This is a genomic window from Kitasatospora sp. NPDC004745 (genome assembly GCF_042873275.1).
Lineage (GTDB): Bacteria > Actinomycetota > Actinomycetes > Streptomycetales > Streptomycetaceae > Kitasatospora.
Genome location: NZ_JBIALK010000002.1, coordinates 729,451 through 749,305, shown reverse-complemented (window position 1 = coordinate 749,305; position 19,855 = coordinate 729,451). Strand labels below are relative to the sequence as shown.

The window sequence follows — 19,855 nt, the reverse complement described above, 5'->3', positions numbered from 1 at the left end:
CCGTACCACCCGTACCACCAGCGCCGGCCCGCCGGCCGCCACGCACCGGTGCCGGACCCCGCAGCCCGCGGGGCCCGGCACCGGTGCGTCATGATGATCACGACCCGGAGGCCTCCGGATGAACGCCGGCACAACGGAGCACCCCATGATCCCCTTCGACGAGGGCCGCGCCCGGCTGCTGCTCGCCCGGGCCTGCGCGTCCGCCGGCCTGCCCGGCCCCGACGACGCCCGGCTGCTCGCGCTCGGCGAGAACGCGGTCTTCGACCTCGGCGACCCGGCCGTCGTCGCCAAGGTCGGCCGCGGCCCCGAGCTGCAGGAGCGGGCGCGGCGCGAACTCGCCGTCGCCCACTGGCTCGCCGGGCAGGGCGTCCCGGTGGTGCGCCCCCACCGGGAGCTCCCGCCCGGGCCGCAGCTCGCCGACGGCCATCCGGTCACCTTCTGGTACCGGCTCGCCCCCGCCGTGCGACCCGCCCGGCCCGCGGACCTCGCCCCGCTGCTGCGCGCCCTGCACCGGCTCCCGGCGCCTCCGCTGCCGCTCGGCCGGCGCGACCTGCTGGCCCCGGTCGAGCGCTGGCTCGCCGGCGCCGAGGGCCACGTCGATCCGGCCGACGTCGACTTCCTGCGCCGCCGCCGGGACGCCTTCGCCGCCGCCCTCCCCGACCTCTCCCCGCACCTGCAGCCCGGGGTGATCCACGGCGACGCGCTGCCGCGCAACGTCCACGTCGGCCCGGACGGGCCCGTCCTGCTCGACCTGGAGACCGTCTCGCACGACCTGCGGGAGCACGACCTGGTGGTCCTCGCGCTCAGCCACGACCGGTACGGCGTGCCCGGGGAGGAGTACCGGGCGTTCACCGCGGCGTACGGCTGGGACGTGCGGGACTGGCCCGGCTTCGCGGTGCTGCGCGGGGCGCGGGAGACGGCCAGCGCCTCCTGGGTCGCCCAGCAGGCGCCCGGGAACCCGGCCGCGCTGGCGGAGTTCCGGCGCCGGGTCGAGTCGCTGCGGGAGGGGGCCACCGGGGTGCGCTGGTACCCCTTCTGACGCGGGGGCGGACGGGGCGCGAGGGGCGCCGGATAACCGCCGGACGGGTGGGGTGCCAACCCGGGCCGGTGTGAGAAGACTCCTACGGCGGTCCGGTCCGGCGCGCAACCGGGGCACGTACGATCGGCGTCCTATCGGACAGTCATCCTGACCGAGGGATCGGCCCCCGTCCATGCACCCCTCTGCGCCAACCGGAGCCGCCGCCATGCCCCAGCCCGCCCCCCGCGAAGCCACCCTCCCGACCCGCACGGCCCGCCGCCGGCGGCTGTTCGCGGGCTGCGTCGTGGTGGCCGCCGCCCTGGGCCTGGCCGCGTGCGGCACCGCGAACGGGGCGCTCCAGTCGCAGGCCGGCGGCAGCCCGGCCACCCGGCCGCCGATCACCATCACCCCGGACACCGGCGCGCCGACCGGGACCCCGGCCGGGACCATCGCGCCCACCCCCGGCTCCGACGCCGTGGCCGGCTCCCCCGCCGCCCCGCCGGCCACCCCGAAGCCGCGCACGTCCAAGCAGCCGGGCACCCCGGCCGGATCCCCGACGGGCTCCCCGACCGGATCGACGACGGGATCGACGACGGGGTCACCGGCAGGACCGGCGACCGGAGCGCCCAGCGCCGTCCCCGCCGTGCCGGCCGACTCCTCCCACCCGGCCACCCCCGCACCGCCGGCCCCCACCGCGTCCGCGCCCGGGGCCCCCGGCCACGCCAAGCCCGGCACCGTCCTGTCCTCCACCGCCTCCGGCGGCCGCACCGTGGCACTCACCTTCGACGACGGCCCCGGCCCCGCCACCGGGCAGATCCTCGACCTGCTCGCGCAGTACCACGCCAAGGCCACCTTCTGCGAGATCGGCCAGAACGCCGCCGCCAACCCGGCCCTGGTCAAGCGCGTCCTCGCGGCCGGCCACCGGCTCTGCGACCACAGCGTCCACCACCCGCAGCCGTTCGCGAAGCTCCCCCACGACAAGGCCGCCTACGAGATCTCCGCCGCCAAGGACATGATCGTCCAGGCCGGCGGCCCCGGCACCCAGGTGACCTGGTTCCGCGCCCCCGGCGGCGGGTTCAACGCCGACAACGAGCAGATCACCGCGGGCCTGGGGATGTCCTCGCTGGGCTGGTCGGTCGACCCGCGCGACTGGTCGCGCCCCGGCGTGCCCGCCATCGTCTCCACCGTGCAGAACCAGCTGAAGCCCGGCGGCGTGATCCTGATGCACGACGGCGGCGGCGACCGCAGCCAGACCATCGCCGCGCTCAAGCAGCTGCTGCCCTGGCTGGTGGCCCAGGGCTACACCTTCGACTTCCCGGCCGCCTAGCGGAGCCGACGGCCGCGCCGCGCCCGGCCACCGCGGCGCGGCACAACGCCGGAGCCCGGCCCGCACCCGGCGCGCCCTCCGGCGGCGGGCCCGGCCGCGGGGCACGGGGACCACGGACCGACCACTCGGCCATCGGCCACTCGGCCCGGAGGCCCGGACGGCACCACCGCCCGCGCGCTCCGGCGGCGGCGGTCATCTCATCGGCCACCGCGGATCCACCACGGCCTGCGGGTCCTTGCCGCGGCGCAGCCACTCCTGCAGGCCCTCGGCCCACTCCCGGTACCAGCCGATCTGCCGCTGGTGCAGCTCGGCCGCCGGGACGTCGCCGACCTCGGCGCGGTAGCGCTCGGCGAGCGCGACCGCGACCCGGACGGCGGCCAGCGCGTCGCTGCCGGCCTCGTGCGCGTCGGTCAGCTCCACGCCGTACACCTCGCAGACCCGCTGCAGGGTGCGCGAGCCCTTGCGGTACCTGTCCACGGCGCGGTCGACGACCAGGGCGTCCAGCACCGGGCCGACCGGCCCGCCGAGGCGCTCCGCGAGCGGCGTCAGCCCGTGCCGGCGCAGCTCGGCGTCGAGCAGCGACAGGTCGAAGGGGGCGTTGAAGGCGACCACCGGGTGCCCGGCGGCGAGCCGCTCGCAGAGCGCGGCGGCTATCTCCTCCACCGCCTCCGCGGCCGGCCGGCCCTTGCCGCGGGCCACGTCGTCGCCGATGCCGTGGATCGCCTCCGCCTCCGCCGGGATCGGGACCCCGGGATCGAGCAGCCAGTGCGCGGCCCCCACCCGGCGGGCCCCGACGGTGTCCACGAGCGCGGCCGTGACGATGCGGTCCACGGCCGGGTCGGTGCCCGTGGTCTCCAGGTCGAAGCCGACCAGTGGCTGCTGCCACCAGCTCATAGGGGTGTGTCCTTCCGTCCGGCCGCTCGAATCAGCCCCTATCATCACCCGCCCCACCGACAACCCGGCCGCTGGGTGGGGCCGCGGGCGGTCCGGCGGGGGCGGCGCACGAGCGGCCGCGGCCGGCCCCGGACCGCGTCCGGGAGCCCCAACGGCGGCGACGCACGGTGTGGTTGGGCACACGACCGCACGGGCGACCGCACGCCCCGGACCACGCACTCGCACACCGAGGCCGCGGCGGCCGACACCACCGCGGACGGGGCGGAGGCCGCGTGGGACCCCTGAGCGTGTGGACGGCCGCCGGGCCGGTTCCTCAGGGTCGGTGCACGTCCTCGAGACGCGGTGCGCCGCCGTCGTCCCCCGTGATCGACACGGGGGCTCCGCCCACCACGGCCCGCACCGCCCCGACCGGGCGCCACCCGGCGGGCGGCGCCCTCAGGAGACGGGCCGGGAGTCGCCCCAGACGCCCTCGAACTCCTCGCGGTAGACCTCCAGCAGCCCCGCCTCGGTGCCGCCGGGCTGCTGGCCGGCGCCGCCGCGCAGGACCAGGGCGGGGGACTCCATGCCGCGGGAGCGGCGCAGGTAGGGCTGGATGACGCCGAGGTCGCGGGTCTGGCGGCGGCCGCCGATCTGGCCGGCCGGGCGCGGGCCCTCGACCAGGTAGGCGGTGAAGCGCGGGGTCTCGTCGAAGACCCGGATCTCGAAGCCGCCCTGGTCGCGCAGCCGGGCCCGGACCCGGCGCACGTGCATGATGTTCATCTCGATGGACCGGGACAACTCGTTGCGCCCGAGGCCGAGTTCGCGTTCGCGCCGGCGGACGGCGCTGCTCGCCGGATTGAGGAAGAGCAGCCGGACCCGGCAGCCCTCGCCGGCCAGCCGGACGAGCCGTTTGCCGGTGTAGTTCTGGCAGAGCATGCCGAGGCCGATGCCGAGCGCGTCGAGCCGCCGGGCGCCGTCCAGGAGGTCCTCGACGGGCAGGTCGCGCTGGAGGCGGACCCGGTCGGCGTGGACGGCGACGACGTCGGCGTAGCGGCCGGCGACGAGGGACTCGACGACGTCGGCGGGCACCCCGCCGGCGCCGCCGTCGAGGACGGCGAGCAGGCGGGCGGCGGCGCGTTCGGTCTGGGCGAGGACGGTCGGGGTGAGCACCCGGTTGCGGGAGACCACGTGCCGGGCCACCTCCAGCTCGTCCAGGGCGAGTTCGATCTCGCGCCGGTCGGCCAGGTAGGGCTCGAAGCAGGGCCAGTGCTGGACCATCAGCTCGCGCAGCTGGGGCAGGGTGAGGAAGACCAGCGGGTCGTCGTCGGCCGGGTCGAGCAGGTAGCCCTTGCGGCGGCTGATCTCGCGGACGGCGCCGGCCCGGTGGGCCCACTCCTCGCCGGCGGGGCCGGCGGCCGCGGTGACCCAGTCCTCGCCGTGGGCGGGGGCGTAGATGGGGTGCAGGACCTCGTCGACGAGGGAGCGCAGCCGCTGTTCGACGAGGTTGAGCCAGACGTAGGCGCGGCCGGACAGCCGTACCCGCTGGTAGGCGTCCTCCCACTCGGCGACGGACCAGGCGAGGGCGGGGACCTCGACCGGGCCGCCCTGGGCGGGCACCAGGGCGCGGCCGGTGGAGGTGGGGCGCATGACGACCGTGGGCGCCTCGCTGCGGGCGCCGCCCCGGTCGGGGCCGCCGGGCTCCGAGCCGCGGCCGCCGGCGGGGAACACCATGCGCCACCTCATCTGGTCTGCTGCTGCCTTCTGGCCCCGATCGGCTGATGGACCGCCACCGGCCCGGGGCGGCCGGACGATCAAGGGTACTGCCCGCCGCGAGCGGTGCGCAGCCGGATGGCCCACCGGGCCCGGGGCCACCACCAGGCCCACTCTTCACAGGAATGGCCGCCGGACACCCGTTCGGGCGAACCGGGATCACATGTCCCGGCCGCCGGGGGAAGGCTCGGGGAGTATGCGCACTGTGCCGTGCGTCACGGCGCACGGGCGCCGCACATGCCCGGCCGCCCGGCCGGGAAGAGAGCGTCCGGGTCCGGGGCAGATTGTCGGACTACCTGTCAGTTTCAGTCATTGGCAAGGAAGTTGAGGACTCATGCAGGTCTGGCCGGGTAAGCCCTACCCCCTCGGTGCCACCTACGACGGGGCCGGCACCAACTTCGCGGTGTTCTCCGAGAGCGCCGACCGCATCGAGCTGTGCCTGATCGGCGAGGACGGCTCGGAGACCGCCGTCGAGCTGCGCGAGACGGACGCCTTCGTCCGGCACGCCTACCTCCCCGGCGTGCAGCCGGGCCAGCGCTACGGCTTCCGCGTCCACGGCCCCTACAACCCCGGCCTGGGCCTGCGGCACAACAGCGCCAAACTGCTGCTGGACCCGTACGCCAAGGCGATGAGCGGCACCATCGACTGGGACGAGGCCGTCTACGGCTACCACTTCGGCGCCCCCGAGCGCCGCAACGACCTCGACTCGGCCCCGCACACCATGCACTCGGTGGTCATCAACCCGTACTTCGACTGGGGCACCGACCACCCGCCGCGCACCGACTACCACCGCACCGTCATCTACGAGGCCCACGTCAAGGGCCTCACCCAGCTGCACCCGGGCATCCCCGAGGAGATCCGCGGCACCTACGCCGGCCTGGCCCACCCGGCGGTGATCGAGCACCTGGCCAAGCTCGGCGTCACCGCGATCGAGCTGATGCCGGTGCACCAGTTCGTCCGCGACCACCGGCTGCGCGACCTGGGCCTGTCCAACTACTGGGGCTACAACACCATCGGCTTCTTCGCCCCGCACTCCTCCTACTCCTCCAACGGCGACCGCGGCCAGCAGGTGCAGGAGTTCAAGTCGATGGTCAAGGCGCTGCACGCGGCCGGGATCGAGGTGATCCTGGACGTCGTCTACAACCACACCGCCGAGGGCAACCACCTCGGGCCGACGCTCTCGCTGCGCGGCCTGGACAACGTCTCCTACTACCGTCTCGCCCGGGACCAGCGCTTCTACGAGGACACCACCGGCACCGGCAACAGCCTGCTGATGCGCAGCCCGCACGTGCTCCAGCTGATCATGGACTCGCTGCGCTACTGGGTCACCGAGATGCACGTCGACGGCTTCCGCTTCGACCTCGCCGCCACCCTGGCACGGCAGTTCCACGAGGTCGACCGGCTCTCCTCCTTCTTCGACCTCGTCCAGCAGGACCCGGTGGTCTCCCAGGCCAAGCTGATCGCCGAGCCCTGGGACCTCGGCGAGGGCGGCTACCAGGTCGGCAACTTCCCGCCGCTGTGGACGGAGTGGAACGGCATGTACCGCGACACCGTGCGCGACCTGTGGCGCGGCGAGAACGCCACCCTCGCCGAGTTCGGCTCCCGGCTCACCGGCTCCTCCGACCTCTACCAGGACGACGGCCGCCGCCCCATCGCCTCCATCAACTTCGTCACCTGCCACGACGGCTTCACCCTGCGCGACCTGGTCTCCTACAACGACAAGCGCAACCAGGCCAACGGCGAGGACAACCGCGACGGCGAGTCCTTCAACCGCTCCTGGAACTGCGGCACCGAGGGCCCCAGCACCGACCCTGCCGTCGAGGACCTCAGAGCCCGCCAGCAGCGCAACTTCATCGCCACCCTGATGCTCTCCCAGGGCGTGCCGATGCTCTCCCACGGCGACGAGCTCGGCCGCACCCAGCAGGGCAACAACAACACCTACTGCCAGGACAACGAGATCTCCTGGGTGCACTGGCCGCAGGACGACGGCCCGCAGGCCCGGCTGCTGGAGTTCACCCAGGGCATGATCTGGCTGCGGCGCGACCACCCGGTGTTCCGCCGGCGGCGCTTCTTCCACGGGCGCCCCGTCTCCGGCCGGCCGGGCGCGGGGGCGCCCGCCACCACCGGCGGGCACGACGACCTCACCGACATCGCCTGGTTCACCCCCGGCGGGGAGGAGATGACCAAGCGCAACTGGGGCGCCAGCTACGCCAAGTCGCTGACCGTCTTCCTCAACGGCTACGCCATCTCCGAACCCGACCGGCGCGGCGGGCGGATCGTCGACGACTCCTTCCTGCTGATGTTCAACGCGCACTTCGAACCGCTGGAGTTCACCGTCCCCGCCGACCACGGGCAGGAGTGGCAGGTGGTGGTCGACACCGCGCAGCCCCGGCTGCCCGCCCCGGGCACCGGCGCCCGGGTCAAGGCCGGCGACACCCTGTGGCTCACCGACCGCTCGCTGATGGTGCTGCAGCGGCCCGCGTGACCGGGCCCGGTCACCTGTTCGGGTCAGCAACGGGTCTTGGCGGCGGGCTCCCCCGGGTACTCATGGACCTATGACCTCCGCCGCCGAGCCCGCGCAGCCCCGCCCGGCCGCCACCGTCCCGACGTCCACCTACCGGCTCCAGCTCCAGCCCGGCTTCACCCTGCACGACGCCACCGCCGCCGTCCCCTACCTCGCCGCCCTCGGCGTCTCCCACCTGCACCTGTCCCCGCTGCTGGAGGCCGCCCCCGGCTCCACCCACGGCTACGACACCGTCGACCACGGCCGGATCAGCGAACAGCTCGGCGGCGAGGGCGCACTGCGCGCGCTGGCCGCCGCCGCCCACCGGCACGGCCTGCGGCTGATCGCCGACGTCGTCCCCAACCACATGGCCGTGCCCGTCCCCGAACGGCTCAACCGGCCGCTCTGGGAGGTGCTGCGGGACGGCCCCGACTCCCCCTACGCGCCCTGGTTCGACATCGACTGGACCGCCCAGCCCGGCCCCGCCGACGCCCCCGGGCGCGGCCGGGTGCTGCTGCCGCTGCTCGGCGACCGGCTCGGCGCCGTCCTGGACCAGCTGGCCGTCGACGGCCCGGTGCTGCGCTACCACGACCACGAGCTGCCGCTGCGCCCCGGCACCGAGGGCCTGCCCCTGCCCGAGCTGCTCGCCCGCCAGTGGTACCGGCTCGCCTGGTGGCGGCTGGCCCGCACCGAGCTCAACTACCGCCGGTTCTTCACCGTCAACGAGCTGATCGCCGTCCGGGTCGAGGAGCCCGAGGTCTTCGCCGCCACCCACGCCGTCCTGCTGCGGCTGCACGCCGACGGCGTCCTGGACGGCTTCCGGATCGACCACCCCGACGGACTCGCCGACCCGCGCGGCTACCTGCGCCGCCTCGCCGAGGCCACCGGAGGGGCCTACACCGTGGTCGAGAAGATCCTCACCGGCGACGAACGGCTGCCCGCCGACTGGCCCTGCGCGGGCACCACCGGCTACGACGCGCTGCGCCGCATCGACGGCGTGCTCACCGACCACGCGGGCGCCTGCCGGCTGGCCGGGGCCTACCCCGCCTTCGTCAGCGGCGCCGCCGACACCACCGCCGCCGGCGAGCCCTGCGCCGACCCGCACCCGGCCGTCGCCGCCGCCCGGCGCGGCCGGGCCGACATGACCGGCCCGCGGGGCGAGCTGGCCGCCGAGGTCGACCGGCTGGTGCGCACCGCGCTGCGGATCGGCGCCGCCGACCCGGCGCACGCCGACCACGCACCCTGGCAGCTGCGCGACTCCGTGCGCCGGCTGCTCACCGGCTACCCCGGGTACCGGCCCTACGCGCGGCCCGGAGAGCCCGTCCCGGCGGCCGCCGAGGCCGGGCTGCGGGCCGCGCTGGACGGCTCGGCCGACCCGACCGACCGGCTGGTCGCCGCGCTGGCCCTCGGCGCGGCCGGCCGCGGGCCCGAGCACGACGAGTTCTGCGAGCGCTTCGCGCAGACCGCCGCCGCGGTGGCGGCCAAGGGCGTCGAGGACACCGCGTTCTACCGCTGGAACGCGTTGCCCGGCCTCAACGAGGTCGGCGGCGAACCCGCCCGGCCGGGGCTGCGCCCGGCCGACTTCCACGCCTGGTGCCGCGACCTGGAACAGCACTGGCCGGGCAGCATGACGGTGCTGTCCACCCACGACACCAAGCGCAGCGCCGACGCCCGCGCCCGCCTCGCCGTCCTCGCCGAGCAGCCCGGGGCCTGGGCGGCCGAGGCCGCCGCCTGGTCCACCGCCGCCGGGCCCGGCCCCGACCGGGACGGCGACTGGCTGCTCTGGCACACCCTCGTCGCGGCCTGGCCGATCGACCCCGACCGGCTGGTCGCCGCCCTGCTCAAGGCCGCCCGCGAGGCCAAGCTGCGCACCTCCTGGACCGCCCCCGACCCCCGCTACGAGCAGGACGTCGAGGCCCGCGCCCGCGCCGTGTACGCCAACGCCGGGCTGCTCCCCCGGATCGAGGGCAAGGTGCACGCCATCGCCCCGTACGCCCGCGCCAACACGCTCTCCGCCGCGCTGCTGCACCTCACCGTCCCCGGCGTGCCCGACCTCTACCAGGGCAGCGAGGAGCCGCTGTACACCCTCGTCGACCCGGACAACCGGCGCGCCGTCGACCTCGGCGCGCTCGCCGTCCGGCTCACCGACTCGGCCACCCCCCGCCCCGGCGACCTCGCCCGCGAGAAGCTGCACCTCACCACCACCGCCCTGCACCTGCGCCGCGCCCGCCCGCTCGGCCGCTACCGGCCGCTGGCCGCCACCGGGCCCGCCGCCGACCACCTGCTCGCCTTCGCCCGCGGCGAGGACGTGATCACCGCCGTCACCCGGCTCCCGTACGGGCTGGAGCGCTCCGGCGGGTGGCGCACCACCGCCCTGGAGCTGCCGGCGGGCGGTCCGTGGACGGACCGGCTGACCGGCCGGCCCCACCCGGCCGGGCCGGTCCCGGTCGCCGAGCTGCTGGCCGCCCACCCGGTGGCGCTGCTGACCCGGCCCGCCGCGCCCGGGGCGGCCTCCACCGCGACCACCGACCCGACGGAGAGCGCGTGAACCAGTACGAGGTCTGGGCCCCCTTCGCCACCGACCGCGTCGACGTCCGGGTCGACGGCACGGACCACCCGCTGGCGCCCGACGCGGACCGCGACGGCTGGTGGTCCGGCGAGGCGCCGGACGGCGACTACGCCTTCCGCCTCGACGGCGGTCCGCCGCGGCCCGACCCCCGCTCGCCCCGGCAGCCGCACGGCCCCGACGGCCCCAGCCGCCGGGTCGACCACGCCGCGTTCCACTGGTCCCGGACGGGCTGGCGCGGCCGCCCGCTGCCCGGAGCGGTGCTGTACGAGCTGCACATCGGCACCTTCACCGCCCGCGGCACCTTCGAGGCCGCCGCCGAACACCTCGACCACCTCGTCGGGCTGGGCGTCGACTTCGTCGAGCTGATGCCGGTCTGCCCGTTCCCCGGCCGGCACGGCTGGGGCTACGACGGGGTCGCGCCGTGGGCCGTGCACGAGCCCTACGGCGGGCCCGAGGGGCTGAAGCGCTTCGTCGACGCCGCCCACCGCAAGGGCCTCGGCGTGGTCCTGGACGTCGTCCACAACCACCTCGGCCCGTCCGGCAACCACCTGCCCGCCTACGGGCCGTACTTCACCGAGCGGCACCACACGCCCTGGGGGGCGGCGGTCAACCTGGACGCCCCCGGCTCCGACGAGGTGCGCCGCTACCTGATCGGCAGCGCCCTGGCCTGGCTGCGCGACTACCGGATCGACGGCCTGCGGCTGGACGCCGTGCACGCCCTCGCCGACGACCGCGCCGTCCACTTCCTCGAGGAACTCTCCCACGAGGTCGACAGGCTGGCCGTCGCCACCAACCGCCCGCTGTTCCTGATCGCCGAGTCCGACCTCAACAGCCCGCGCACCACCGCCGCCCGCGAACACGGCGGCCACGGCCTCACCGCCCAGTGGAGCGACGACCTCCACCACGCCCTGCACTGCGCGCTCACCGGCGAATCCCAGGGCTACTACGGCGACTTCGCCCGCCGGCCGCTCGCCGCCGTCGCCAAGACCCTCACCAGGGGCTACTTCCACGACGGCACCTGGTCGAGCTTCCGCGGCCGCCACCACGGCCGGCCCTTCCCGCCCGAGGGCGGGCACCGGCTGCTCGGCTACCTCCAGACCCACGACCAGATCGGCAACCGGGCGCTCGGCGACCGCCTCTCCAGCGCCCTCCCGCCCGGCCGGCTCGCCTGCGGCGCCGCCCTCGTGCTCACCTCGCCGTTCACCCCGATGCTGTTCATGGGCGAGGAGTGGGGCGCGGCCACCCCCTGGCAGTACTTCACCGACCACACCGACCCGCAGCTCGCCGAGGCCGTCCGGCAGGGCCGGCGGCGGGAGTTCGCCGAGCACGACTGGGCCGCCGAGGCCGTCCCGGACCCTCAGGAGCCCGCCACGGTACTGCGCTCCGTCCTCGACTGGACCGAACCCCGGCGCGCGCCGCACTCCGAACTCCTCGACTGGTACCGGACGTTGATCGCGCTGCGGCGCGACCGTCCGGAACTGTCCGACCCGGACCTCGGCGCCGTCCGGGTCACCCACGACGAGGCGGCGCGCTGGCTGGTGGTGCACCGTGGGCCGTACCGGATCGCGGTCAACCTCGGCACCGCCGAGGCCGCGGTGCCGCTGGGGGCGGCCGGGCGGGAGGTCGTCGCGGCCTTCGGACCGGCCCGGCTCGACGGCTCCGCGGTCCGGCTCGCGGCGGACTCCGTCGCCGTCGTGGCGGTCTGAGCGCCCCGGCGCCGCGGCGCGACCGCCCGGGTCACCCCCGGCCCGGCACCGCGCGCGACCGCCCGGGTCACCAGAGGAAGGTGCCGATCCGCTCCCGCAGCGAGGCCGCGTCCAGCCCGTAGGCCGCCAGGTGCTCCTCGATCGAGCCGTAGTGCCGGTGCTCCTCCCGCGGCACGCCCAGGCCCAGCACCCGGTGCGCCCGGTCGGCCAGCGCCGCGTGCGCCTCGTTCGACGAGGTGCCCGCCAGGTACGGCTCGACCAGCACCACGTCGGCCCGCTCCCCCACCGCCGCGCGCAGCCCGGCCGCGTCGAAGGGGCGCACCGTCGCCGCGTACAGGACCGTGACGTCCAGCCCCTCGGTGGCCGCCAGCACCCCGTCCAGCATCGGCCCGACCGCGAGCACCACCCCGCGCGAACCGCTCCGCACGGTGGTGAACCGCCCCGCCTCCACCGGCACGGCGGCCGCGTTGCGGTGCGCGGACAGCCGGACGTAGACGTTGCGGTCGCCGTCCGCGGCGGCGTGGCGCAGCAACTGCTCGGCCTCGTCCGGGTGGCCGGGCACGTGGACCGTCCAGTCCGGCAGGGTGTCCAGCAGGGCGACGTCGCCCGGCGACATGTGGGTGCGGCCGCCGGCCGGCCAGTCGTAGGAGCCGGCCGCGCTGACCAGCACGGCGCCGACGCCCTGGTGCACCAGGTCCAGCTTGACCTGCTCGAAGGGCCGCTCGATCAGGAAGCTCGCGAAGGTGTGGGCGATCGGGCGCATCCCGGTCAGCGCCAGGCCGCCGGCCGCGCCGATCAGCAGCTGCTCGCGGATGCCGACGTTGACCACCCGGTCGGGGTGCCGCTCCCGGGCCGGACCGAAGGAGGCGGCGGTGATGTCGGCGAGCACCAGGGCCAGTCGCGGGTCCTCGTCCAGCAGCCGGGAGGTGACGTCGATGAAGCGGTCGCGCATGGTTTCCATCAGGGTGGTGCCTTTCACGGTGTGCGTCCTGGTGTGCCGGTCGGTGCTCCGGCGCTCTGTGCTCCGGCGCTCGGTCTGTGCTCCGGCTGTCGGTGCTCCGGCGCTCGGTCTGTGCTCCGGCCCGGCGGTGCTCGGTGCCGGGGCCCGGCCGGGCTCAGGAGTCCTTGGGCTCGACCCGGGCGACCACCGCGTGCGGGCGGCCGGGGTGTTCGACGGTGAAGGCCTCGTACAGCGCCTCGTGGTCACGGCCGTCCACCGTCCGGGTGGACCAGCCCTCGGCCGCGAACCGGGCCGCGATCCCGCCCTGCCAGCCGTGCGTGGCCGAGGAGTTGTCGATCACCACCACGTGCAGCCGGTCCAGCCCGTACGCGCCGGCGAACGCCACCGCCTCGTGGTTGGAGCCCTCGTCGAACTCGGCGTCGCCGACCAGCACCCACACCGCCGGATCGGCCAGCCCCTGCGCCCGCAGGCCCAGCGCGGTGCCGACGCCCAGCGGCAGCCCGTGGCCCAGCGAGCCGGAGGCGATCTCCACCCCGGGGACGAGCAGCCGGTCCGGGTGGTGGCCGAGCGGGGAGTCGTAGCCGCCGAAGCCCGCCAGCACCGCCGGGTCGACGAAGCCCTTGGCCGCCAGCACCGCGTAGTAGGCCATCGGGCCGTGGCCCTTGGAGAGCAGGAAGCGGTCGCGGTCGGGCGCCTCGGCGCGGTCCGGGGTGACCCGCAGCACCCGGTCGTACAGCACCCAGAGGGCGTCCAGGGTGGAGGTGGCGGCGGGCCCGTGCTTCTCGTCGCCGGTCATCAGGCCCATCAGACCCGGCAGGTCCTCGAAACGGGTGCTGACCGCGGTCGCGTTCGTCGTCATGACCACGATGGTGCAACTTCAAGCCGACTTGAGGTCAAGCGGCTACAGTGGGCGTCCATGACGGCGACACCCGACCACGGCCGCGCCCCCGGGCCGCACCGCAACGACCTGCTCACCATCGGGCAGCTCGCCCACCGCAGCGGCCTCGCCGCCTCCGCCCTGCGCTACTACGAGAGCCTCGGCCTCATCCACGCCACCCGCACCTCCGGCGGCCAGCGCCGCTACACCCGCGGCACGCTGCGCCGGATCGCCTTCGTCCGCGCCGCCCAGCGGGTCGGCCTCTCCCTCGACGAGGCGCGCGTCGCCCTGGACCGGCTCCCCGAGCGCCCCGCCCCCAGCGGCAACGAGTGGGACCTCGTGGCCGCGTCCTGGCAGAGCCGCATCGACGAGCAGATCGCCGAACTGGAGCGCCTCAAGGCCAAGCTCAGCGGCTGCATCGGCTGCGGCTGCCTGTCGCTCTCCCGCTGCTCCCTCTACAACGCCGCCGACCGCGCCGGCGAGGCCGGCCCCGGCGCCCGCTACCTGCTCACCCCCGGCACGGACACCGCACCGGCCCCCGCCCCCGACCCCGGCCGCTAGGGACTCTCAGGGCCGGGGGTCGGTGCGCAGCAGGCTGTAGCGGACGACGTCCCGCCAGGCGCCGTCCCGGAACGTCGCGCTGCGCCGGACGCCCTCACGGGTGAAGCCGCACTTCTCCAGCGCCCGCTGCTCGGCGAGGTTGGTGTCCTCGGTGTCGGCCTCCAGCCGCATCACCGGGGTGTGCGCGAACAGGTAGTCCGCGAGCAGGCGTTGGGCCTCGGTGCCGATGCCGCGCCCGCGTGCCTCGGGCCGCAGCTGGGCCCCGATGTTCCAGCAGGACGCCAGGCCGACCGAGCCCTTGCGCCGCCAGGCGACGAAGCCGGCGAACCCGCCGCCGGACAGCACCGCGAGCACCGACTGGTCGTCCCCCAGCAGGCCGTTCTCCAGCCAGCGGCGCCGGAAGCGGCCCGGGTCCCGCCAGCCGAACCACTGGTACTCGCCGAGCGCCTGCGGGTCGGCCAGCAGCGCTTCGAAGAGGGGCAGTTCGGCTTCGGTGACGGGGCCCAGGGAGATCCGTTCATCGTTCATGAGGAACCCAACGGGCCGCCGGTCGAGGCGGTTCCCACAACGGCCGGGGTCAGGCCGGCAGCCGTCCGGCCCGCCTGCTGGCGTCCGCCGCCCGCCGGGCCGAGGATGGCAACCGTCCGAACGGCACGTCACGAAAGGCGGCGGCACCCATGGCGGGAACCAAGGTCAGCACGGTGGTGGAGGCCCCCGCGGAGCGGGTCTGGGCCCTGGTGCGGGACTTCCACGGCCTCGGCGGCTGGCACCCGCACCTTCCGGAGAGCCGGCTCGGCAACGAGCTGACCGGCAACACGATCGGGTCGGTCCGGGTCTTCGGGTTCGAGGGCGTCATGCTGCGCGAGACCCTGCTCGCCTACGACGAGGAGGCCCGCAGCTACACCTACGGCTTCCCCGACGGCACCTTCGAACTGGACCGCTACCGGGCCACCCTGCGGGTCACCGAGATCACCGAGCTCCGCGCCAGCTTCGTCGAGTGGACGGCCCGCTACGACGTGGCGCCCGAGCACCGCGAGGCCGCCGCCGGCCGGGTGCACGGCGTGTTCACCTCCGGCCTGGCCGCCCTGCGCGAGCGCTTCGCCGGCTGAGGCCGGCCGGCCCGCGGCGGCGGGCACCGTGCCGCCCGCGCGGCCCCGCGCCGCACCCGCCGCGACGGCCCCGGCGCGGCCCCGGCGCGGTCTGCGGGCCCGCCCCGCGGACCGTTCCCCAACCGTGATCCGGGCGCCCCCGCAGCGCCTCCCGGGCCCGCTCGCAAAGGCCCCCTGACGGTCCGCCACGCCCCCGCCGCCGCCCCGCCGCCCCCGCCCCGGCACCCCCCGGCCGACCCCCGCCCTGCCCCTGCCGCAGCCCCCGCCCCACCCCTTCCCACCTGCGGTGACGACCCTGTCGGCGGCCGTCCGCGATCACTACGCTCGACCTCATGAACCGCAGCATCCGCACCACCGAGGACGTTCTCGACCTGCTCGACCGGCTCTTCCCGCCGGCCGCCGACCGCTGGACGGACGGGGCCGCCGCCTGGTGGGACGGCTTCTACGCCGACCGCTCCGCCGACCGCCCGTTCTTCGCCCCCAAGCCGGACGAGAACCTGGTCTCCTACCTCGACCGCGGCCTGCTCTCCCCGGGGCGGGCGCTGGACCTCGGCTGCGGGCCGGGCCGCAACGCGATCCACCTCGCCTCGCTCGGCTTCGACGTGGACGCCGTCGACCTCTCGCCCACCGCGATCGCCTGGGCCGAGGAGCGCGCCTCCGGGGCCGGCACGGCGCGGCGTCCGCGGTTCCACCGCGGCGGCATCTTCGACGTCGAACTCCCGCACGCCCGGTACGACCTGGTCTACGACTCGGGCTGTCTGCACCACCTCCCGCCGCACCGCAGGATCAGCTACCTGGCCCTGCTCGACCGCGTACTCGCCCCGGGCGGGCACTTCGCCGTCACCGCCTTCGCGGCCGGCGCGATGGGCTCCGAGCGCCCCGACGAGGAGCTCTACCGCCTCGGCGGGCTGGAGGGCGGCCTGGCCTACTCCGCGGACGAACTGCGGGCGCTCTTCGCCGACTTCACCGCCGTCGAGGTCCGCCCGATGGCGGCCCAGGAGGCCGACTCGCCGCTGTTCGGCATCCCCGTTCTCCTCACAGCCCTCTTCCAGCGTCCTACCAGCCTTTCATCCGCTTCTCATCCTGCGCGCCTAGCCTCCGCCGGATGAACGTCTCCCTGCTCGGCGGCTGGTTCCCGTGGACGGTCCAGGCCGCGGCCCTCGCCCTGTTCCTGGCCGCCCTGGGGTGGCGGGACCGGGCCTGGCGGCGGAGGCGGGGCCCGATCGCCCTGGGGGCGGCGCTGGCCCTCACCGCGCTCGCGGCCGCCGGCGTGCTCACGCTCTCCGGCATCACCGACCCCGTCCCGTTCGGGGTGTGGCTGTGGGGCGGCGTGGCCGTCGCGGCGCTCAGCGTGCTCGGCTTCGGCTGGCGCGGCGCCCGCTGGTGGCGGCGGGCGCTGGCGCCGCCGGCCGCGCTGCTGGCGCTGTTCTGTGCCGCGAACAGCGTCAACGCGGCCACCGGCTACTACCCGACCCTCCAGGACGCCGTCGGCGAACTGACCGGGCAGCCGCTGCCGCAGCAGGTCACGCTCGCCGAGCTCGGCTCGATCCACGGCAGGACCACGACCGGCCGGATCGTCCAGGTCGACATCCCGGACACGGCGAGCGGCTTCGCCCACCGCCAGGAGCTGGTCTACCTGCCGCCCGCGTGGTTCCGCAGCCAGAACCGGCCGAAGCTGCCGGTGCTGGAGATGATCGGCGGCGAGTTCGCGGCCCCCGACAACTGGGTCCGCTCCGGCAACGCGGTGCGCACCGTGGACGACTTCGCCGCCCACCACAACGGGTTCGCCCCGATCCTGGTCTTCGTCGACGCCACCGGCGGGTTCCGGGTGGACACCGAGTGCGTGGACGGCCCGCACGGCAGGGCCGAGAGCCACCTGCTCAAGGACGTCCCGCCGTTCGTCCAGAAGACCTTCAACGCCGCCACCGACCCGCACAGGTGGGGCGTCGCCGGCTGGTCGATGGGCGGCACCTGCGCCGTCGACCTGACGGTCGAACACCCCGACGTCTTCACGCACTTCGGCGACTTCTCGGGCGACCGGGGGCCGTACATCGGGGACCGGGACCACACCGTCCAGGAACTGTACGGCGGCGACGCCGCGGCCTGGGCGGCCCACGACCCGCTGACCGTCCTCGCCCACCACCCCCGCTACCAGGGCGTCTCCGGCTACTTCGGGCAGGGCGACGAGGAACACGCCCAGATCGAGTCCGCCCGGGCCCTCGACGCGGCGGCGCGCAAGGACGGCATCCGCACCACCACCGCCGTCGGCTCCGGCAAGCACAGCTGGCAGACCGGCGCCGCGGCCTTCGCCCGGGCCCTGCCCTGGCTGGCCCAGCAGCTCGGCGTCCCCGGCACCCGCGCCTGACCACCGTGCCACGGCGGCGGCGCCGCCCTGGGGAAGCCTTGGTGCCGGAGCCGCCCGGCGCCCCGTCCGGGCCGCCCGCGCGCCGCCCGGCCGATGGCCCGGACGGCGCGCGGGACCCGCCCCGGGCAGCGGGGATCCCCGCCGGGGCGCCGTCCGGGCGGTCAACGCACCGCCTGGCATGCCCATTTCGGCCACCGCAGCGCGACCATGGCTTCCGACACGCCCGCACACATGTTCACCACCATCCCGCTGCAACCGCCGGGAGCCGCGGGCCACCCGCCGCAATCCCGCTTTGCTCCCGGCGGCCCGGTGGCATAAGTTTCGACCGCCGTCGACACAGCCGACCCTGACCGCCCCTCAGACCAGAGGTGCGCGGCGGAGCCAGGGGGCCGGACGGCGGGAACCACGGGGGAAGGAAGAGCCATGCCGAGTGCCCGCGACCGCGGGTCGGCCGGGCGGCGAGGACGGAAGGCCGGCACCGCGCACACGCGGCCCGCGCCCACCGCGCGCCCGACCCCGATCCACCACACCGGACACTTGGGGAATCGTCAGTTGCGTAGCACCGGACCGGCCGCCACCGCCGTGGCGGCACTCGTCTGCCTGGGAGCGCTCAGCGCCTGCGGACCGGACACCAGCGGCCAGGACGCGGGTCGGACCGCCGCGCCCGCGCCCACCTCCGCGGCACCCTCCGCCGCCGCCACCGGCGCGGCCACCCCCGGCGCGACCAAGCCCGCCGCCGGCGGCGCCGACAAGGGCATCCCGGCCGCGGCCTGGATGGACACCAAGAGCGTCCCGATGGACGAGACGTACCACTACGCGCCACTGGCCGCCAACGCCAAGCCGGTGACCGGCGCGGTCGCCTTCAAGGGCATGGAGCTGTGCCGCGCCGTGCCCGCCAAGGAGGACGAGGGGCTGTTCACCGGCGTCGCCGCGAAGGCCTCGGTCGGGTTCGGCGGCGACCGCTGGACGGCCCAGCAGACCGTGCTCTCCCACGGGGACCCGACCCACAGCAGCGGCACCAAGCAGCTCACCAACCTGGCGGACGCGCACCTCGTGGACGCCCTCAAGGGCTGCGCCAGGACCACCCCCGGCGCCACCGTGAAGGTCGTGAGCGCGGACGGCGCGCCGTACTTCGCCGCCGTGCTGACCGTCCCTCAGCCGGACGGCTCGACCGCCACGCTGCACGAGTACGTGGTCACCGACGGCGGCTTCGTCAGCGAGCTGTCCGTCTGGGCGACCACCAAGGGCGGCGCCCAGCCCAAGGACGCCTGGAAGGCCCCCGAGGACCGGTACGTCGGCACCGGCATGACGGCACCGCTCTGCGAGGCCCTGCCGGGGTGCGACGGGCACCAGTGACGCCCGGGGCGCACCCGGGGCTCCGGGAGCACCGCGAGCACCCGGGGCCCCGGGGGTTCGAGCCGTCCCCGTAGTCCAGCACCACCCACAGACGGCCGCCCGGCCCGTCCGGCACAGGGGACCGGACGGACCGGGCGGCGCTCGTTCAGCCGGTCACAGCCCCAGCCGCCCGAGCGCCGTGGTCCAGTCGCTCGCGATCGCGCTGCGGGCCGCGGCGAGGGTCACCCGGCCGTTGCACACCGCGTTCTTGAGCTTCGTCTCGACGCCGTCCTTGCCGGTGGCCGTCTGGCTGCCGTAGCGCGGCTCGGGCCACAGGTTGCGCGGGTCGCGCGGGGCGCCGCCGAGCTCGAGCGGGACGAAGTGGTCCTCCTCGTAGTCGGACGGGTTGGTGTCCGAGAAGCCGTACTGGGCGATCTGCTGGGTCTTCAGGGCGTTGGTGTAGCTCGTCGGCGGGCGGACGGTGGCGGTCCAGCCGGAGACGCAGATGGTCCGGCCGATGGTGGCCTGGGTGACGTCCGGGTTGTAGGCGCCCGGGGTGCAGGACGGGTCGGGCAGCGGCAGGTAGGCCTGCGAACAACTCGCCGCGAGCGGGCGGGTCTTGACCGGTGCCGCCTTCGCGGGGGCGGCCTGCGCGGTGCCGGCGGCGAGCCCGGCGGCGGCGAGGGCGGTCGACGCGGCGACGACGGTGAGGCGCTGACGGAGCATCATGAGGGCGTTCTCTCCTGGGCCGGCCCGGCCTCCCGCCGGGCGGATGCGCCCATGACAGCACCGCGGAGGCGACCGCCGTCAGGCCCGGGACGTGAACGCCTGGTGCGCCCGCCTCCACAACGGCGGCCCGGCGGCCCCGCCCACCCGCGGCG

Annotated in this window: 16 protein-coding genes; 10 read left to right on the top strand and 6 right to left on the bottom strand. The window is 75.8% G+C overall.

What is annotated here, in order from left to right:
• Positions 1 to 145 precede the first annotated feature (145 nt).
• Positions 146 to 1,039, top strand: a complete 894-nt coding sequence (locus ACFYUY_RS07010) for an aminoglycoside phosphotransferase family protein (protein ID WP_360212364.1) — start codon at positions 146 to 148, stop codon at positions 1,037 to 1,039.
• A 205-nt stretch (positions 1,040 to 1,244) separates the two neighbouring features.
• Positions 1,245 to 2,345, top strand: a complete 1,101-nt coding sequence (locus ACFYUY_RS07005; protein ID WP_360212366.1) for a polysaccharide deacetylase family protein — start codon at positions 1,245 to 1,247, stop codon at positions 2,343 to 2,345.
• Between the two features lie 192 nt (positions 2,346 to 2,537).
• Here the strand turns inward: ACFYUY_RS07005 and ACFYUY_RS07000 are convergent, their stop codons facing one another.
• On the bottom strand, positions 2,538 to 3,239 hold the full coding sequence (locus ACFYUY_RS07000; protein ID WP_360212368.1) for an exonuclease domain-containing protein: 702 nt from the start codon (positions 3,237 to 3,239) through the stop codon (positions 2,538 to 2,540).
• A 435-nt stretch (positions 3,240 to 3,674) separates the two neighbouring features.
• On the bottom strand, positions 3,675 to 4,949 hold the full coding sequence (locus ACFYUY_RS06995) for an SAV2148 family HEPN domain-containing protein (RefSeq protein WP_360212370.1): 1,275 nt from the start codon (positions 4,947 to 4,949) through the stop codon (positions 3,675 to 3,677).
• A gap of 373 nt (positions 4,950 to 5,322) precedes the next feature.
• On the opposite strand from ACFYUY_RS06995, the gene glgX reads away from it, so the two are divergent.
• The 3 genes from glgX to treZ all read left to right on the top strand — a co-directional run bounded on the left by glgX (position 5,323) and on the right by treZ (position 11,766).
• Positions 5,323 to 7,473 carry a glycogen debranching protein GlgX gene (glgX, locus tag ACFYUY_RS06990; protein WP_360212372.1) on the top strand — a complete coding sequence of 717 codons (2,151 nt, stop codon included), beginning with the start codon at positions 5,323 to 5,325 and terminating at the stop codon, positions 7,471 to 7,473.
• Between the two features lie 70 nt (positions 7,474 to 7,543).
• On the top strand, positions 7,544 to 10,039 hold the full coding sequence (gene treY / locus ACFYUY_RS06985) for a malto-oligosyltrehalose synthase (protein ID WP_387898610.1): 2,496 nt from the start codon (positions 7,544 to 7,546) through the stop codon (positions 10,037 to 10,039).
• Entirely contained in the window at positions 10,036 to 11,766 is a 1,731-nt protein-coding gene (treZ, locus tag ACFYUY_RS06980; protein WP_387898607.1) for a malto-oligosyltrehalose trehalohydrolase, read from the top strand. The genes treY and treZ overlap by 4 nt, the downstream gene beginning before the upstream one ends.
• Before the next feature lie 67 nt (positions 11,767 to 11,833).
• On the opposite strand, the gene ACFYUY_RS06975 is transcribed toward treZ, so the two are convergent.
• Together ACFYUY_RS06975 and ACFYUY_RS06970 are read right to left on the bottom strand one after the other, a co-directional pair.
• Positions 11,834 to 12,727, bottom strand: a complete 894-nt coding sequence (locus tag ACFYUY_RS06975) for a transketolase C-terminal domain-containing protein (RefSeq protein ID WP_360212486.1) — start codon at positions 12,725 to 12,727, stop codon at positions 11,834 to 11,836.
• 154 nt (positions 12,728 to 12,881) lie between these two features.
• Positions 12,882 to 13,586, bottom strand: coding sequence for a transketolase (locus ACFYUY_RS06970; RefSeq protein WP_360212378.1), 705 nt, complete (start codon positions 13,584 to 13,586; stop codon positions 12,882 to 12,884).
• 57 nt (positions 13,587 to 13,643) lie between these two features.
• Here ACFYUY_RS06970 and soxR point away from each other — a divergent pair, with 57 nt between their 5' ends.
• Positions 13,644 to 14,165, top strand: a complete 522-nt coding sequence (gene soxR, locus ACFYUY_RS06965; RefSeq protein ID WP_360212380.1) for a redox-sensitive transcriptional activator SoxR — start codon at positions 13,644 to 13,646, stop codon at positions 14,163 to 14,165.
• Between the two features lie 6 nt (positions 14,166 to 14,171).
• Here soxR and ACFYUY_RS06960 read toward each other — a convergent pair whose 3' ends face one another.
• Complete coding sequence (locus tag ACFYUY_RS06960) at positions 14,172 to 14,693, bottom strand: GNAT family protein (RefSeq protein ID WP_360212382.1); 522 nt, start codon at positions 14,691 to 14,693, stop codon at positions 14,172 to 14,174.
• A gap of 149 nt (positions 14,694 to 14,842) precedes the next feature.
• On the opposite strand from ACFYUY_RS06960, the gene ACFYUY_RS06955 reads away from it, so the two are divergent.
• From ACFYUY_RS06955 to ACFYUY_RS06940, 4 genes are all read left to right on the top strand, one after another.
• Complete coding sequence (locus ACFYUY_RS06955) at positions 14,843 to 15,274, top strand: SRPBCC family protein (protein ID WP_360212384.1); 432 nt, start codon at positions 14,843 to 14,845, stop codon at positions 15,272 to 15,274.
• Between the two features lie 332 nt (positions 15,275 to 15,606).
• Positions 15,607 to 16,383, top strand: coding sequence for a class I SAM-dependent methyltransferase (locus ACFYUY_RS06950; protein WP_360212386.1), 777 nt, complete (start codon positions 15,607 to 15,609; stop codon positions 16,381 to 16,383).
• Positions 16,380 to 17,639 carry an alpha/beta hydrolase gene (locus ACFYUY_RS06945; protein ID WP_387898600.1) on the top strand — a complete coding sequence of 420 codons (1,260 nt, stop codon included), beginning with the start codon at positions 16,380 to 16,382 and terminating at the stop codon, positions 17,637 to 17,639. The genes ACFYUY_RS06950 and ACFYUY_RS06945 overlap by 4 nt, the downstream gene beginning before the upstream one ends.
• Positions 17,640 to 18,191: 552 nt before the next feature.
• On the top strand, positions 18,192 to 18,995 hold the full coding sequence (locus ACFYUY_RS06940) for a hypothetical protein (protein ID WP_387898597.1): 804 nt from the start codon (positions 18,192 to 18,194) through the stop codon (positions 18,993 to 18,995).
• A 153-nt stretch (positions 18,996 to 19,148) separates the two neighbouring features.
• Here ACFYUY_RS06940 and ACFYUY_RS06935 read toward each other — a convergent pair whose 3' ends face one another.
• A complete protein-coding gene (locus tag ACFYUY_RS06935) occupies positions 19,149 to 19,703 on the bottom strand; it encodes a hypothetical protein (protein WP_360212392.1) in 555 nt (184 codons plus the stop codon).
• Between the last annotated feature and the right edge of the window lie 152 nt (positions 19,704 to 19,855).

Excerpts from the sequence above, each read along its gene's own strand:
- ACFYUY_RS06950 (WP_360212386.1), top strand. The coding sequence starts at position 15,607 with ATGAACCGCAGCATCCGCACCACCGAGGACGTTCTCGACCTGCTCGAC.
- ACFYUY_RS06935 (WP_360212392.1), bottom strand. The coding sequence starts at position 19,703 with ATGATGCTCCGTCAGCGCCTCACCGTCGTCGCCGCGTCGACCGCCCTC.
- soxR (WP_360212380.1), top strand. The coding sequence starts at position 13,644 with ATGACGGCGACACCCGACCACGGCCGCGCCCCCGGGCCGCACCGCAAC.
- ACFYUY_RS06975 (WP_360212486.1), bottom strand. The coding sequence starts at position 12,727 with ATGGAAACCATGCGCGACCGCTTCATCGACGTCACCTCCCGGCTGCTG.
- ACFYUY_RS06945 (WP_387898600.1), top strand. The coding sequence starts at position 16,380 with ATGAACGTCTCCCTGCTCGGCGGCTGGTTCCCGTGGACGGTCCAGGCC.
- treY (WP_387898610.1), top strand. The coding sequence starts at position 7,544 with ATGACCTCCGCCGCCGAGCCCGCGCAGCCCCGCCCGGCCGCCACCGTC.
- glgX (WP_360212372.1), top strand. The coding sequence starts at position 5,323 with ATGCAGGTCTGGCCGGGTAAGCCCTACCCCCTCGGTGCCACCTACGAC.
- ACFYUY_RS06955 (WP_360212384.1), top strand. The coding sequence starts at position 14,843 with ATGGCGGGAACCAAGGTCAGCACGGTGGTGGAGGCCCCCGCGGAGCGG.
- ACFYUY_RS07005 (WP_360212366.1), top strand. The coding sequence starts at position 1,245 with ATGCCCCAGCCCGCCCCCCGCGAAGCCACCCTCCCGACCCGCACGGCC.
- ACFYUY_RS06995 (WP_360212370.1), bottom strand. The coding sequence starts at position 4,949 with ATGGTGTTCCCCGCCGGCGGCCGCGGCTCGGAGCCCGGCGGCCCCGAC.
- ACFYUY_RS06960 (WP_360212382.1), bottom strand. The coding sequence starts at position 14,693 with ATGAACGATGAACGGATCTCCCTGGGCCCCGTCACCGAAGCCGAACTG.
- ACFYUY_RS06970 (WP_360212378.1), bottom strand. The coding sequence starts at position 13,586 with ATGACGACGAACGCGACCGCGGTCAGCACCCGTTTCGAGGACCTGCCG.
- ACFYUY_RS07010 (WP_360212364.1), top strand. The coding sequence starts at position 146 with ATGATCCCCTTCGACGAGGGCCGCGCCCGGCTGCTGCTCGCCCGGGCC.
- ACFYUY_RS07000 (WP_360212368.1), bottom strand. The coding sequence starts at position 3,239 with ATGAGCTGGTGGCAGCAGCCACTGGTCGGCTTCGACCTGGAGACCACG.